The sequence below is a fragment of the Acetomicrobium sp. S15 = DSM 107314 genome, from assembly GCF_016125955.1.
Classification (GTDB): Bacteria; Synergistota; Synergistia; order Synergistales; family Thermosynergistaceae; genus Thermosynergistes; species Thermosynergistes pyruvativorans.
The window spans coordinates 31,944-45,967 of the sequence record NZ_JADEVE010000244.1 but is presented as its reverse complement, the minus strand read 5'-3'; the positions used below and the strand labels follow the sequence as shown (position 1 = coordinate 45,967).

The following is a 14,024-nucleotide window of genomic DNA, read 5'->3' as shown; positions in this document are numbered from 1 at the left end:
TCCTCATACACCGAAGCTAAAACCGTCCATGGAACGAAGGACTATGGTGCCATTTTGCACGGCTACAGCTGCCGGCTTGGCCCACCAAGGACCTTCACGGTCTAGTATGCTATAAAGACTTCCGATCCTTACCTGCACAGCCTCCAAAGAGAGGACCGCTATGCGGGCTTTTTCGTCTCCCGTGCACCCCGCGTGCGCCAATCCCTGAAGCCTTCCCCAAACGCAAATGTGCCCTCCAGCATATATTTCAGCGCCGTCGTTTACATTGCCAAACACGATCACATCGCCATCGGCTTCCACTTTCTGGCCAGACCTCAAAGAACGAGGAAGTATCAAGGCTTTGCATCCCCCTTGAGGGGGCTTGCTAACTCTTTGTCTATCTTCCAATATCATTCCGGCAGAGTGCAACAAAGCCTGCGTGGCGGGATCGCTCGACGACCAGGCTACGACCTGCATGCCGCCCGCCAGAATTAGATGCTTCAGGATGTCTTTCCATGTATCGATCGAAAGAACCCTTCCCTGGAGATCTATCACGACCTCTGCGCCCTCGAGAAGGTTTCGTCCTTCTTCTACAAGGCGTCCGAACGCCTCAGATAACCTGTCTCCCTCGAGTGTTTCGGGGATGATACAGCGGATCCTGTGACCGCTCCCTTTTAGCAAAATCCCGCCTTCGACTTCACTCACGTTTCTTACCCCCGTCGCGCTCTACCAAAGTTGCAAGCAGCCTCCCGACGATCGGCGCCGCAACTTCGCTCCCTTTGCCCCCACCCTCGACCAACGCTACCGCCACATAGCGCGGTTCGTCAGCAGGCGCATAGCCTGCAAACCAAGCGTGATCCTCCCCGTGAGGGTTTTGAGCTGTACCAGTTTTGCCAGCCACAGAAACGCCAAACTTCCCCGCCGCCTCTCCTGTGCCTCTTGGGCCCACCACGCCCTCCAATCCTTTTTGTACCGTCTTTAAAATTTCACTCGACAATGATATCTCGTTATACTCTATCGGTTCATCCAAAATCAAGCGGGGGCGAAAAAGCTTGCCACCGTTAGCTATACAGGCGAAGAGGCGGGCCATTTGAATCGGCGTAACGAGCAAAAAACCTTGTCCTATGGCGTAGTTGACCGTGTCTCCTTGGTACCACCTCTCGCCAAATCTGCGCAATTTCCAATCTGGGCCACCTATGTTGCCGGCAACCTCTCCTGGTAAAGCAATCCCTGTTGTTTTACCTACGCCTAAGGACTGCGCCCATTGTACTATCGGGTCGATTCCGGTCCAAACACCCAACTGGTAAAAGTATACATCGCACGATTCCCTGAGGGCTTTAACCGCGTCCACCGAACCGTGCCCCCAACTCCTCCAACAGCGAAAAATCCTGTCGCCCAGTTCGAAACGCCCAGGACAGTAAACCTTCGTGCGCAGCGTTACGACACCCTCTGTTAAACCGGCGATGAGGGTCACCGGCTTAAAAATGGAGCCGGGCGGATAAGAGCCGCCTATAACCCTGTTCATCATGGGCACATCGGGGTCATCCATTAAAGCTCTCCACTCATTTCGCGTAATACCCCAGGCTAATGGTGTGGGATCGAAAGATGGTGACGAATAGAGCACTTTGACGGCGCCATCTTTCACGTCCATGGCTACGATCGCCCCTTTGTGCCCATCCAACATCTCTGCAGCGATCCTTTGAGATGCCAGGTCGATGGTGAGGACAACGTCTTCACCATTCCGTGGCGAGCGACGGCCCAGATCCCCAACGCGCCTCCCCATTGCGTCTACCTCCACGATCTCACCGCCGGGCCTCCCGCGAAGCCTCGCCTCGCAAAATTTCTCTATTCCATTCTTACCTACTATATCCCCAACCTCATAGCCCTCAGAAGACGCGCTCAATTCGTCAGCGGAGATTTCGCCCACATATCCTACTACGTGAGCCACAACCGCCCCTGCCGGATAAGAGCGCTTCCATTGGGCTACAGGAAACAGCTCTCGGGGAAAGTTCGCGTCGGACACGAGTTCAGCCATCTGAGCCAGTGTCAGGTTTGAAACCAAAGTGACCGCCCGATAAGGAACGGGATACTGGCGCGCAACGAAGGACGAAAGATCCTCGAAACTATAGGGTATGCCGTGGCGGTACAAAAGGCCGGCAAAATCCTTCAATAGTCCCTCCTTCAAATCAAGAGGATACCCCTCTATGGCAAAGGTCCTGACGTTGGTAGCAAGCGGTATTCCATTGGCGTCAAATATTAGGCCTCTTGGAGGTTGTATCCTCACAATGCGCAGGCGGTTTCGAGAGGCCAGCAGGACATACTCATCGGCTTTAAGTACTTGAAAAAAGAAAAGGGCCAAAAGCGAAAAGAGCAGCGAGGCACAACTCGCCCATTGCCAAAGCTCGATGCGGCGATTCACATCGTAACCAGGATTACTCATGAAAGGAACTTCTCTCGCCGATATATGAAAGGTAAGACAACAACGCCACCAATGCTCCTCCTAACTGCTGTCCAGCAAACTGGACGAAGAGCGCCTCTCCTTGTCCTCCGAAAAAGAGAAGGCGCAACAAGCCAACTATAAAATGAAAACCCAAGACTAAGCCAAGGACTATGCGAAATCCTTTAGCCGAGGGAGGCACTAACTCCCATATTCCCTTCATGCCCATCAGGGCCATCACGTAAAGACCGCCGGTAAGGCCTATAAGGCCGGACCATCTCAAGTCCCACAATATACCGCCCAAAAAGGCGACCCACAACAGCAGTCCTCCCTCATGATCTTTAAGTGGCAACGCGAACAAGAGGGCCATCAGAAAAACGTCAGGCGCTAAGATCCAGCCATGCACCAGGACCTGCAACAGATCCTGAAAGAGCCACCAGAAGAGATAAATCATGGCGTGCCATCAATTAAAGTTACGGAGCGTAGTTGCGACAGATCGGCGTATGGATATAAACGATAGCTCCCATAGCCCTCCGCTGCACCTCCAGGTTCACCTACGCGCCCGACGGGGATTCCCGGGGGAAGCGCCTCTCCGGCCATGGCTGTCGATATCGTCATGCCGGCTTCGAGCTTCCTTTCCATAGGTATATAAAGCAACCACACCCCTCCTACATCATCACCTCGAATGATGCCGATGTCACGCGTATCGTCGACCACCACCGGAACGAGCATCGTCGACGACGAAATCAGTTCTATAACGGAAGAATTTGATTCTATATACCTAACCCTACCTGCCAAAAATCTCCCATTCTGAAGGGCTGGCATGCCGCGCACTACGCCATCGGTCGACCCTTTGTCGATTACGACGAAACGCCACCACTCGCCCGGATAGCGGGCCACAATCCTGGCCTCGCCCCCTCCTTCGCGCAATAGTGCCCTTTCTTCCCTCAGTCCAAGTTGCAAACGCAAAGCCAAATTTTCGCGCTGAAGTTCTTTCAACTGCGATTCTAACTTGCCCCGTCCAATTGTCCATGAAGCGACGCGCAATACACCGTCGCGCAACGCCCAAGCGGGGTACTCTATCGAAAAGAGAATGCGACCGACATGGTCGTAACTTTCAGCCAAAACCGAGACTTTGCCGCCTGTGGCCGCTATCAATGACAAGGCTACGGCCAAAAGCACGAGACCACAAATCCAAAAGCGCCGCTCCTTTGACGCAACCTTAAAGGCGCTCAAGCATTCTCGCCCTCCACGGAGACGAGGGCACGTTTCATAAACTCGAGCCTCTCTAATATTCGCCCCAACCCTATGGCCACAGAGTAAAGCGGCTGTTCTGCCAGTATGACCGGGATCTCAAGGTTGGTGGAAAGGCGGCGCGGAAGCTCCCTCAAAAGCGAACCTCCGCCGCTCAAGACGATCCCATGCTCAACGATATCCCTGGCTAACTCCGGTTGGGTGCGCTCCAAGGTCTCACGGATTTTTTCCTCTATGCGCAGCAATATAGGCTCTAACGCCTCTCTCACCTCTCCTGAGGTTATCCTTACCGCACGGGGGAGGCCGTTTGTGAGATCGCGTCCTTTGACCTCCATCTCCAACTCTTCGTCCAAGGGGTAGGCCGACCCTATCTGAACCTTAATCTCCTCAGCTGTTATATTGCCTATGTAAAGCTTCTTCTCTTGACGCAAAAGGCTTACAATGGCTTCGTCTATGTCATCGCCAGCCATCCTGACGGAATCGCTGACGACTATCCCCCCCAAAGAGAGGACTGCGACTTCGCTGGTGCCTCCACCTATATCGACCACCATATTGCCCCTCGGTTCGTTTATGGGAAGTCCAGCACCTATGGCAGCCGCTACCGGCTCCTCCACGACATATGCCTCCCGCGCCCCCGCTGCGAGGGCCGCATCTACAACCGCCCGTCGTTCAACCTCAGTACCGCAAGCTGGGACACAGGCTACAACTTTGGGATGGGCCAAAAATCGCCTGCCTCCGTTGGCCGTGCGTATAAAGTGCCAGACCATAGCCTCAGTCGCCTCGAAATCGGCTATAACGCCATGTTGCAACGGACGAACTGTTTCGATCCCTGCGGGGGTCTTTCCCATCATGCTTTTTGCTCTGCGTCCAATAGCTATTACTTCGCGCTTCCCCTTAGGTCCCTGCCGATAGGAGACCACGGATGGCTCATCTATGAATATCCCCTTGCCCTTGACATAAACCACCACGTTAGATGTGCCCAGATCAAGGCCTATATCGTGACCGAAGATTCCAGATAAGCGCTTGAACACGCTCTTCTCCCTCGCTTTCGCCAAGTGTCGCTATTTCACCCACTTATAACTACCTTGAGCCACGATGCAATGACCCAAGAACTCAAGCCCCACTAAATGCATCATCTGAGAAATTATCTTGGTGAGCTGCATATCCTCATCGCTCGCCTCCAACGCCCCGTCGGGGTGATTATGGAGCAGGACCACCTTAGAAGCGCCCATGCGGAGAGCCCTTCTCAACAAATATTTCACATCGATAAAAGCCCCATCGACACCTCCGTAAGAGAGGCGATCATCGCCTACGAACGCCTCATCATCATCGGCGTATATCGCCACCACAAACTCTCTACCTTCCAAGCTAAGACGAGAGACCCACTCGTGCAAGCGCCATTCCCAACTCGAGGTCGACTTGCGCTCTTGACCACCAAACACACGCTTGGCCAGCTCCGTAGCAGCCAAAAGAGTGGCTGCTTTAGCTCTGCCCACCCCAGGAATGGAGAGGAGCTCGTTTGGGGTAGCCCGGCAAAGCCCTGTTATGCCGCCACACTGCTCTAATACATGCGATGCAAGCTCCATCACGCCCCGCTTGCTATCTCCTGTGCGGAGGAGGATGGCCAGGAGTTCCGTCCCGGAAAGCGCCTCTGGACCGGACGAAAGGAGCCGTTCCCTAGGGCGTTCATCAGCGGGGAGCGACTTCACCCTCATCGTGGCCAAAACGGATTGTCCCTGCGCTCGTCACCAATCGTCGTTTTGGGACCATGGCCGGGGAGGACCAAGAGGTCATCGGGCAACTCGGCAAGGCGCCTGAGGGAAGAAAGGAGTTTTGCCCCGTCTCCTCCAGGCAAATCCGTGCGCCCGACGCTTTGAGCGAAGAGTGTATCTCCCGAGAGCAAGAGTTGCCCTCCTTCTCCTTCAACCAGAAAGCAAACGCTTCCAGGGGTGTGACCTGGCGTATGGATGACGGTAAAGACGAGGCGGCCGACGGTAATCCTATCCCCGTCCTGGAGCACCTTTTCAGGATGAGAAGGACGCCTTGAGCCGAAAAGAGGCGAAAGGCCAAGCGTCGGCTCCACGAACATGGGGATATCGGCCTCGTGAATGGCAACCCCATAAAGTGCCACCTTCCTCAGCACTTCGACACCTCCTATATGATCCGGATGACCATGGGTGAGGAAGATCCATAACAGTTTGAGCCGTCCCTCGTCCAAAAATTTTAACACCTCCGCGCTCTCCTCGCCGGGATCCACAAAGGCCGCGTTACCTAAATCGTCCCATAAGAGATAGCCATTTGTAAACAATGGTCCCAGATAAAAGCACTTCACATTCATTCGGCGCTTCCTCCTTTGGTCGAGTCAAGCATCAAAGTCACAGGTCCATTATTGCAAAGACTCACTTCCATATGGGCTTGGAATATACCGCTCTTGATAGCCCCATGACGTGATCTCAGAACGCCGAGGAAATTTTCATACAGCCTTTCGGCAACATCCTGGGTGGCGGCATTCACAAAGGACGGACGCCTACCCTTGCTACAATCGGCATAGAGCGTAAACTGAGAGACAACCAAAACAGAGCCACCAACCTCGACTACAGAGCGGTTCATTTTACCATTTTCATCTTCGAAGATGCGCAAGTTGACCACCTTGTTAGCCATCCACTCGAGGCTCTCGTTATCGTCACAGTGGGAAAAGCCCACAAGGAGCAATATCCCCGGCCCTATTTCGGATATCCTTTTGCCACCCACATCGACGTAGGCCCATTTCACCCGCTGCAACACAGCTCTCAAGCCATCACCCCCGAGAGACATTGATGACGCTCTCAACCGCGTTTAGGCGAGCCATAATTTTATAGAGTTGCCCTACATCTTTAACCTGTATCTCCATCGACATGCGAGCTCGGTTCGCTTCAATTACATGAGCTTTGATGGCCGAAATAATCCCTTCGGTAGCATTTATGGCTTGGGTAACGTCAGCAAATAATCCTGCACGATCGATAGCCTCCAAGTACAAGCGAGCTGTGTAGCCGCTATTGGTCTTGCCCCAGGACAAAGAGACCTTTTTCTCCTCAGGGAGTCCTTGTATATTGGGACAATCCTTACGATGAGCCGTGATGCCGCGATTTCTCGTCACATATCCTACGATTGCGTCGCCAGGCACAGGGGTGCAACAGTTGGCTATGGTCACCGTCAGCCCACTTGTCCCCTCAACTATAATCTCGGACTCAGCTTCCCTCTTTGCGGGTTCATGGGGCTTCTCTTCACCTCTGCCCTTGGAACTGAGGTGCTCAGCTATGCGCGAAGCCACCGCAGATACATTTTGGTTGCCGGCTCCGACAGCCGCTATGAGATCCTCGCCGTTTCCATAACCCAGATCATGGGAGACCTTGCTGAGAGACGATCCCAACTCCTCCAGCGATATCGAATCGTCGTTCAGACGCCTGCGGATTTCCCTCTCTAACAGTTCCCTGCCCCTGTTGAGCTTGTCCTCCCGCTCGGATCGCTCCATCTGACGGAAATACGCCTTTATCTTGGACTTCGCCCTGCCGGTGCGGGCTATGTTCAACCAGTCCCGCGATGGACGTCCTTGGGGAGAAGTGAGGATGCGCACTATGTCGCCGTTCTGCAATTCGTAGTTCATGGGGACTATGCGCCCATTGACCATTGCCCCTACGCACTTATGTCCCACCTCCGTATGGATGGCGTATGCGAAATCGACAGGAGTGGCACCCTTCGGCAGGGATACCACACTGCCCTTCGGCGTGAAGACGAAGACCTCCGACGAAAGCACATCTACCTTTAGGTTCTCGAGAAACTCCGATGGAGGAGAGCCTTCGGATTGCGTCTCCAGCACCTGGCGTATCCACGCGAGCTTGGCATCCAAGTTGTCCGGCTTGCCGTATCCTTCTTTATATCGCCAGTGAGCTGCTATACCATATTCGGCAAGCCAGTGCATCTCCCATGTCCTAATCTGAATCTCCAGCGGTTCGCCCGAAGGACCTACGATCGTGGTATGAAGGGATTGATACATATTGCTCTTGGGGTTAGCTATATAATCGTCAAACTGACCAGGAATGGGCTTCCAAATTGTATGCACGATGCCGAGCGCTTGATAGCACTCCGCAACGCTCCCTACGACCACTCTCAAAGCCAAAAGGTCATATATCTGGTCGAGCGTGAGCCCTTTCCTTTGCATTTTCTCGTAGATGCTGTAAAAGTGCTTAGCCCTGCCCGTGATGTAAGCCTTAAGCCCCACCTCTTGAAAACGCTTAGCGAGGACGTCGATAGCCTGTTTCACGATGGCTTCTCTTTCCGGCAGCTTTTTGCGCACTCTCCTACGAATTTCATAATACGTCTCCGGATAAAGCACTTTGAAAGCCAGGTCTTCGAGTTCGCGCTTCAGTTGATATATCCCTAAGCGATGTGAAAGGGGGGCATATATCTCAAGCGTCTCTCGCGCAATTCTGATCTGCTTATCCCTGGGAAGTATTTGAATGGTGCGCATATTGTGAAGCCGATCGGCCAACTTGATCAGCACAACCCTGATGTCCTTCGCCATGACGAGAAACATCTTGCGCAAGTTCTCGGCCTGATATTCCTCCAAGGACCCAAAGGGAAGGCTTCCTAACTTGGTTACTCCATCAACGAGAGTGAGCACGCTCTGGCCAAAACGCTCTTTTATGGCCTCAGGACCAAGAGTGGTATCTTCCAAAGCGTCATGAAGGATAGCAGCCATAAGAGTCTCATTATCCAACTCCATGTCAGCCAGTATCGTAGCAACATAAATCGAGTGGATTATATAAGGCTCGCCCGTAGCCCTCTTCTGGTCGGCATGAGCCTTGGCAGCCAACACTAGGGCTTCACCCAGCTGAGAGAGCTCCTCCTTCGGCAGATAGGCGCAGGCTTTCTCCCATAGCGTTTGCCACGCCAGCTTCACCGCCGTATGACGCTCGGTCTCCGGCAGTCGGCCGATGAAGCTGTCTCTCAAAAGCCGCAACGCTTTTCCGCCACCGCTGTGAGTTTCGGCGCCTACAGCTCGAATTCCTATATCTTCACTCTTGAGTTCGCCCTTAGGCTTCATATGTCAAATCCGTCCTTTTGTTTAAGAGGCCAACTCCGCCCTTCCGACACATGATATCATTTCTCACACCCACATGAGAAGCTACAAAAATTATGCCGAATGCGCCAAAATCATACGCCTGTACATATCCCGTAATTTATTCTATAGAGTCGACGCTGAAAAGCCTCGCAGTTTATATTGGAGGCAATGAAAACGATAGTCCACAGGGCATTGCGAAACAGCATTCAAACCTTCGGAGACAACACGGGATTATACTGCTGCCCCTGGACGAACCGAGAGGCCTCGAATTTCAATCCTGGGGGCACTGTATCGAAATTGCTCTAAAGAGGATTAAAACTTGGAAGGATTGTTGCCCACGCGCACCCTATAAGCGCACGAGGGCAACAAAACACAAAAAGCAAAGACCTGAACCGGGTTATTCTTCTTTGTGTCCTCCCTGCAGCGCTTCTATGAACGAGGCCTTCTCTTTTTCCAAAGCGGAGATCTGCTTCTCAAGCTCCTTCACACGAGACTTGCCGCGTCCTTTTAGCTCTACTATCGCTCCCACTGAGGCGACCCACATCAACAAAGCTCCAGCGGCGAAAACGAGGACTTCCCATATTCCTTGGTGCACATCCCTCTGCCAAATCAAGAAATTAACCGTTATAATGTCTCCGTTTTGAACCGCATAGAGCGCGGCAATTATCATGCCGGCTGCCACAGCGAGAGCATAGCTCTTCATTTCGTCCATTCACCCCACATCGCACATCTATTCCTTTTCAGATGTCGAGGATACGCAGCTCTTCTTCAAAAAGCGGTCCCGCATTTCCTGCTTCTCTTCTTTGCTGAGTGACCTGAGATACTTTTCTCTTCCCTTCTCATCCCACAGGGGATCGTAAATCTCCTTGAGTCGAAGGGCGTAAGAATCAACGCCTTCGGCGAGTTCGCCTATAACCTTTTCAGCCCCAGCATGGGTAGGTCTGGCTCCGTATTCTTCCACAAGCTGTCGCAGCAACCATGGGTGATCTATGATAAGACAAGGACGAAGCAAGTTATCGTCGTCATACGGCTGAGCCTCGCGGATCGCTCGGAAGAACGGGCTATCCAAAATCTCTACCAGGCTCTTTTCCCTGATGTTGTCGACAGCGAAATGCACAAAGACGCAAGGTTCCACGTCGCCATTGGAGATGACGTGAAGATACCGCTCGCCCCCGGCCATGCAGCCATCGACATAGGGACCGTCGTTCCAGAAGTCGCCCAAAAAGATAGGGTACTTGCTGCGCCACTCTTCAACCTTCTCGTGCAACTTGGCTCGCTGCTCCGGCGTGGCCATGTAAGAGAGGTCCGGGTTTTCGCCCGTGGGAATGTATTGGAAGAACCAACCGACTTTACAACCCGCTCGAAGCATCTCCTCTATAAAAGCATCGCTTGCGATATAGTCGGCGCTGCTGCTCGTATAGGTGGCGCTAAAGCCATAAAGCACGCCCTTTTCCCTCAAGCGTTTAAACGTGGCCATTATGCGATCATACATGCCAGGTCCGCGACGGGCATCCGTTTCCGCCTTATTGCCTTCGATGGATATGACAGGCGCAACGTTGCCGAGCTCTACGAGTTTATCGGCCACTTCGTCGGTTATGAGCGTCCCGTTCGTGTAAACCTGGAAATAGCATTCGTCGCTATGTTTCGCCCACAGCTCAAAGAGATCGGGCCTCGTGAACGCTTCCCCACCGGAGATGGTGAAGAAATACATGCCAAGCTCTTTAGCCTGTTTTATAATGTCATCGAGCTCTTCTAAGGATAGGTCCTTGCTGGTGTCATACTCGCCGGCATAGCAGCCGCGACAGTGGAGATTACAGCGCATTGTAGGGCTTATCACCATAAAGTTCGGTATATGAATGCCGAGCTCTTTTTCTTTGCGGTCGCGTATCCCACGCGATAGGACGACAAAATTTACCAAGAAATTCATGATAAATTTTTTACGGCAATTCGGATGAAGCTCCTGTAAGACCCTTCGAAACACGCCCACAAACGGGTGGTCCGCGCGAACCATTTCCGCCAGATCGTGAAAGGTCTCGCGATGATACTTAGCCGGCGAAAGGCGAGATATAGTCTCGAAAAGAAAGGCCAGCTTGGACTCATCCCCTTCGCTAGCCATCTTCGCTACTTGCTCCAAAAGCTTATAAGATACTATGCCTTTCACCCTATCATAAATGGTCATGGCCATGTGAGTTCGCCTCCTCAAGCTATACAGGCCCTCTGAACTATAGGCTCATGGATGAAGCCCGTTTTATTCCCTCTTCCAATGCATCCAGCCTGCGTTCCAACATCTTAATATCGTCAATTGTAGCTACTGGAAGGAGCGAGAGCAACCGCTGGACCTCGCGCTTGAAGCCGTTTCGCAACATCTCTCGTCGCTGCGCCAAGTCGCTTTCGATGGCGCTCAAGACCCCCTCTACATCTAATTCTGTGAGCTTTCCCCGTTTGACAAGTTCTCTTAAGTGTCCTCTGCATATACCGAGCAAGGAGTCCTCCGCACTTAAGCCTTCCCAAATTAGACGAAGGATCGCCTCCATAGTCACCCCTCCTCGCTAATTCCTTTAAAAAAAATTATAACATTATATCCGAAAATTTTCACGTTTTCGGCGAACGCAATTGCCATTCGCACAAAAGCGCGCCAGCCACAAATATAGAGCTGTACGTTCCCACCACTATGCCCACCATAAAAGCAAAGGAGAAGTCGGCTATCGCCGGTCCGCCCCACAGAAACAAGGCAAGCACCGGAAAGAACGTCGTAAGAGAAGTGTTGATGGTCCTGGATAAGACCTGGTTAACGGAGTCATCGAGAAGTTTGACGATCCCCCATTGTTTAACATGGCGCCAGTTCTCCCGGACGCGATCGAGGACCACTATCGTATCGTTCAGAGAGTAACCTACGATGGTGAGGATGGCCGCTATGAAGGGAAGTGATATCTCTCTGCCTGTTAAGCTAAAAAGGCCAAGCGTTATGATGACATCATGAAATAACGCCAATACGCTGACTGCGCCGAAGCGGAAACGAAAGCGGAATGTTATGTAGATTAAGATACAAACTAAAGAAATAGAGACCGCAATGATAGCTTGACGGCGAAGTTGACTGCCCACAACCGGTCCCACCTGTTCCAACCGCAACAGAGACATATTGGGAAAGCTCTCGCGCAAGGCCCTAAGCGCTTCTTCTTGTGACTCCTCTGACTTAATGCGTATTATATAGCCCTTCCCGCTATAGGCCTGTATTACAGATGTTCCCAAGCCAACCTTTTCAAGCGCCTGACGCACATTGCCGACAGAAGAGGCTTCAGCAGTTTCCATCTGGATTAATACGCCACCAGAAAAGTCTATACCGAGGTTTAATCCCTTAAAGGTTAACAGACAAATACTCGCCACAATCGCGATGGCGCTCGCCAGTAACGCCAAACGGCGCACCTTCATAAAGCTTATGTAGAATTTTATCTTTAATAATTGCATCTTAATGGCACCTCATCTAAGCAGAGTGAGATCTTTCTTGACTGTCAAGAATATCCTGAGAAGCGTCCTCGTCACGACTATTGCAGAAAATACGCTGGCCACGATGCCTATGCTCAAGGTAACGGCGAAACCGCGAATCGGTCCACTACCAAAATAATAAAGCACTGCAGCAGCTATAAGAGTCGTTAGGTTGGCATCGAAAATGGTAACAAAAGCCTTACGAAAACCCGCATCGATGGAGGCATAAACGGTCTTCCCCGACCTTATCTCCTCTCTGATCCTCTCATAAATCAGAATGTTGCCGTCTACTGCCATGCCTATGGTGAGTATTATACCGGCAATGCCAGGCAAGGTCAGGGTGGCTTTTAGGCTTATAAGGCCGGCTAAAAGCAAAAGTATAGTCACGCCAAGTGCCACGTCGGCGACTATCCCCAAGGATGCATAATAGAGGAGCATAAAAACCACAACCAATGCTACCCCTATCAGCCCGGCCCTTATGCCTGCCTTTATAGAGTCAGTTCCTAAGGTGGGCCCAACAGAGCGATTTTCCAAAATCTTTACGCTTACAGGCAAGGCTCCGGCGCGGAGCATAATGGCCAACCTCTGGGCCGAAGCGGTAGTGAAGCGACCAGAAATTTGGGCTTCTCCGCCGCTTATGCGTTCCTGCACTACTGGAGCTGATATTACTACGCCATCTAATAAAATTGCTATCTGTTTTCCTACGTTAGCTGCTGTTGCTTCATCAAATAATTTAGCTCCCTCTCTGCTGAACTTCAAATTAACTGTTGGACGCCCCAAGCTGTCATAGGAAGTCTTGGCATCTACAAGGTGCTCTCCTGTCACGTAAGCGGCGCCCAAAAGATAAAAGCGCCCCGATTCCTCCTCTTTGGCTACAATGAGGTTTGGATCCGAAGCGGCTTTCTCTTCCATCCGGCGTACACTATCCTCTATCTCGGAAACCATGGCTCTCCAACGCTCCTGAGCACGCTGAAACTCTTCGTCGCTGTCGTAGTTTTTTCTCTCAGGGGCGCGAGGTGGGGTCGGAGTAACATCTACGACTTGTCTGAACTCCAACATGGCCGTTTTCCCTATGAGCTCAAGGGCGGCCTCCGGATCCTCCACACCCGGGAGATCCACGACAACCCGGTCGTTGCCTTGGCGCTGGATAACCGGTTCTGTGATCCCATATTGGTCAATTCTATTGCGAAGGACAGCTATCAGTCGCTCTATGCTATCGTCAGTTACGGGAACCTCAGCGGTACCTACAGCCTGCAGGAGAAGGTGAACCCCTCCTTTCAAATCCAGCCCGAGGCGCACTCTGCCTTGGATAGGAAAAACGGAAAGCAATGCCACTACCACGATTGCCGCCACAAATATCAAATGCCACCGTTCACGCTTGGACATTCATACACTCCTCCCATCCCAATAAAAAGCGGAGCGAGCCTTCTCTTGCCCACTCCGCACGAGGAAGGTGAGGCTTTACGCCTCTTTTTCCTTTGGTTCTGACACTGGAGCAGGCGAACGCCTTGCGGAGATAGCGCTCTTCAAAATGCGCACCCTTACTCCATCTGCTATCTCTAATATGAAGCTGTCGTCCTTAACATCCTTCACCGTGCCAAAAAAACCTCCGATCGTGACGACCTGATCGCCACGGTTCACCGAAGCTAACATCTGCTCATGCTGCTTTTGCCGTCTCCTCTGAGGGCGAATGATGAGAAAATAAAAGATGAGGACAAAAAGCAAGAGCGGCAACAACAGAGAACTTAAACCTTGTTGTGGCAAATTGAA

16 protein-coding genes are annotated in these 14,024 nt (G+C 52.1%); 1 reads left to right on the top strand and 15 read right to left on the bottom strand.

The genetic code is table 11. From position 1 onward, the window contains the following. Window positions 1-3 precede the first annotated feature (3 nt). From minC to EZM41_RS06915, 9 genes are read right to left on the bottom strand one after another with little or no spacing between them, the layout of a single operon-like run. Entirely contained in the window at window positions 4-684 is a 681-nt protein-coding gene (gene minC / locus EZM41_RS06955) for a septum site-determining protein MinC (protein ID WP_198470400.1), read from the bottom strand. After that, window positions 677-2,419 (bottom strand): penicillin-binding protein 2, encoded by a 1,743-nt coding sequence (gene mrdA, locus EZM41_RS06950; RefSeq protein WP_198470399.1) that lies wholly within the window; start codon window positions 2,417-2,419, stop codon window positions 677-679. The genes minC and mrdA overlap by 8 nt, the downstream gene beginning before the upstream one ends. Then, the gene (locus tag EZM41_RS06945; protein WP_198470398.1) at window positions 2,412-2,870 is read right to left on the bottom strand and encodes a hypothetical protein; all 459 of its coding nucleotides are present in this window, start codon (window positions 2,868-2,870) and stop codon (window positions 2,412-2,414) included. The genes mrdA and EZM41_RS06945 overlap by 8 nt, the downstream gene beginning before the upstream one ends. After that, window positions 2,867-3,652 (bottom strand): rod shape-determining protein MreC, encoded by a 786-nt coding sequence (gene mreC, locus EZM41_RS06940; protein WP_198470397.1) that lies wholly within the window; start codon window positions 3,650-3,652, stop codon window positions 2,867-2,869. The genes EZM41_RS06945 and mreC overlap by 4 nt, the downstream gene beginning before the upstream one ends. After that, on the bottom strand, window positions 3,649-4,701 hold the full coding sequence (gene mreB / locus EZM41_RS06935) for a rod shape-determining protein MreB (RefSeq protein ID WP_198470396.1): 1,053 nt from the start codon (window positions 4,699-4,701) through the stop codon (window positions 3,649-3,651). Before mreB ends, mreC begins: the two co-directional genes overlap by 4 nt. 30 nt (window positions 4,702-4,731) lie before the next feature. Beyond that, window positions 4,732-5,385 (bottom strand): JAB domain-containing protein, encoded by a 654-nt coding sequence (locus tag EZM41_RS06930; RefSeq protein WP_232619167.1) that lies wholly within the window; start codon window positions 5,383-5,385, stop codon window positions 4,732-4,734. After that, window positions 5,382-6,008, bottom strand: a complete 627-nt coding sequence (locus EZM41_RS06925; RefSeq protein WP_198470394.1) for an MBL fold metallo-hydrolase — start codon at window positions 6,006-6,008, stop codon at window positions 5,382-5,384. The genes EZM41_RS06930 and EZM41_RS06925 overlap by 4 nt, the downstream gene beginning before the upstream one ends. Next, a complete protein-coding gene (gene dtd, locus EZM41_RS06920; RefSeq protein WP_342449258.1) occupies window positions 6,005-6,454 on the bottom strand; it encodes a D-aminoacyl-tRNA deacylase in 450 nt (149 codons plus the stop codon). The genes EZM41_RS06925 and dtd overlap by 4 nt, the downstream gene beginning before the upstream one ends. Before the next feature lie 13 nt (window positions 6,455-6,467). After that, complete coding sequence (locus tag EZM41_RS06915) at window positions 6,468-8,753, bottom strand: RelA/SpoT family protein (RefSeq protein WP_198470392.1); 2,286 nt, start codon at window positions 8,751-8,753, stop codon at window positions 6,468-6,470. A 186-nt stretch (window positions 8,754-8,939) separates the two neighbouring features. On the opposite strand from EZM41_RS06915, the gene EZM41_RS06910 reads away from it, so the two are divergent. Further along, window positions 8,940-9,077 carry a hypothetical protein gene (locus EZM41_RS06910; protein WP_198470391.1) on the top strand — a complete coding sequence of 46 codons (138 nt, stop codon included), beginning with the start codon at window positions 8,940-8,942 and terminating at the stop codon, window positions 9,075-9,077. A gap of 91 nt (window positions 9,078-9,168) precedes the next feature. Here the strand turns inward: EZM41_RS06910 and EZM41_RS06905 are convergent, their stop codons facing one another. From EZM41_RS06905 to yajC, 6 genes are all read right to left on the bottom strand, one after another. Next, a complete protein-coding gene (locus EZM41_RS06905; protein ID WP_198470390.1) occupies window positions 9,169-9,474 on the bottom strand; it encodes a LapA family protein in 306 nt (101 codons plus the stop codon). 27 nt (window positions 9,475-9,501) lie between these two features. Beyond that, the gene (locus EZM41_RS06900) at window positions 9,502-10,956 is read right to left on the bottom strand and encodes a radical SAM protein (RefSeq protein ID WP_198470389.1); all 1,455 of its coding nucleotides are present in this window, start codon (window positions 10,954-10,956) and stop codon (window positions 9,502-9,504) included. A 37-nt stretch (window positions 10,957-10,993) separates the two neighbouring features. After that, entirely contained in the window at window positions 10,994-11,305 is a 312-nt protein-coding gene (locus EZM41_RS06895) for a hypothetical protein (RefSeq protein WP_198470388.1), read from the bottom strand. Between the two features lie 58 nt (window positions 11,306-11,363). Continuing rightward, on the bottom strand, window positions 11,364-12,236 hold the full coding sequence (gene secF / locus EZM41_RS06890; RefSeq protein ID WP_198470387.1) for a protein translocase subunit SecF: 873 nt from the start codon (window positions 12,234-12,236) through the stop codon (window positions 11,364-11,366). Window positions 12,237-12,248: 12 nt separating this feature from the next. Next, on the bottom strand, window positions 12,249-13,640 hold the full coding sequence (secD, locus tag EZM41_RS06885; RefSeq protein WP_198470386.1) for a protein translocase subunit SecD: 1,392 nt from the start codon (window positions 13,638-13,640) through the stop codon (window positions 12,249-12,251). Window positions 13,641-13,715: 75 nt separating this feature from the next. Further along, window positions 13,716-14,018 (bottom strand): preprotein translocase subunit YajC, encoded by a 303-nt coding sequence (gene yajC / locus EZM41_RS06880; RefSeq protein ID WP_232619160.1) that lies wholly within the window; start codon window positions 14,016-14,018, stop codon window positions 13,716-13,718. Window positions 14,019-14,024: the final 6 nt, after the last annotated feature.

Coding starts and splice junctions, on each gene's coding strand:
- secF (WP_198470387.1), bottom strand. CDS start 12,236: ATGCAATTATTAAAGATAAAATTCTACATAAGCTTTATGAAGGTGCGC.
- EZM41_RS06925 (WP_198470394.1), bottom strand. CDS start 6,008: ATGAATGTGAAGTGCTTTTATCTGGGACCATTGTTTACAAATGGCTAT.
- EZM41_RS06915 (WP_198470392.1), bottom strand. CDS start 8,753: ATGAAGCCTAAGGGCGAACTCAAGAGTGAAGATATAGGAATTCGAGCT.
- EZM41_RS06910 (WP_198470391.1), top strand. CDS start 8,940: ATGAAAACGATAGTCCACAGGGCATTGCGAAACAGCATTCAAACCTTC.
- mrdA (WP_198470399.1), bottom strand. CDS start 2,419: ATGAGTAATCCTGGTTACGATGTGAATCGCCGCATCGAGCTTTGGCAA.
- EZM41_RS06930 (WP_232619167.1), bottom strand. CDS start 5,385: ATGAGGGTGAAGTCGCTCCCCGCTGATGAACGCCCTAGGGAACGGCTC.
- EZM41_RS06900 (WP_198470389.1), bottom strand. CDS start 10,956: ATGGCCATGACCATTTATGATAGGGTGAAAGGCATAGTATCTTATAAG.
- EZM41_RS06895 (WP_198470388.1), bottom strand. CDS start 11,305: ATGGAGGCGATCCTTCGTCTAATTTGGGAAGGCTTAAGTGCGGAGGAC.
- EZM41_RS06945 (WP_198470398.1), bottom strand. CDS start 2,870: ATGATTTATCTCTTCTGGTGGCTCTTTCAGGATCTGTTGCAGGTCCTG.
- secD (WP_198470386.1), bottom strand. CDS start 13,640: ATGTCCAAGCGTGAACGGTGGCATTTGATATTTGTGGCGGCAATCGTG.
- EZM41_RS06905 (WP_198470390.1), bottom strand. CDS start 9,474: ATGAAGAGCTATGCTCTCGCTGTGGCAGCCGGCATGATAATTGCCGCG.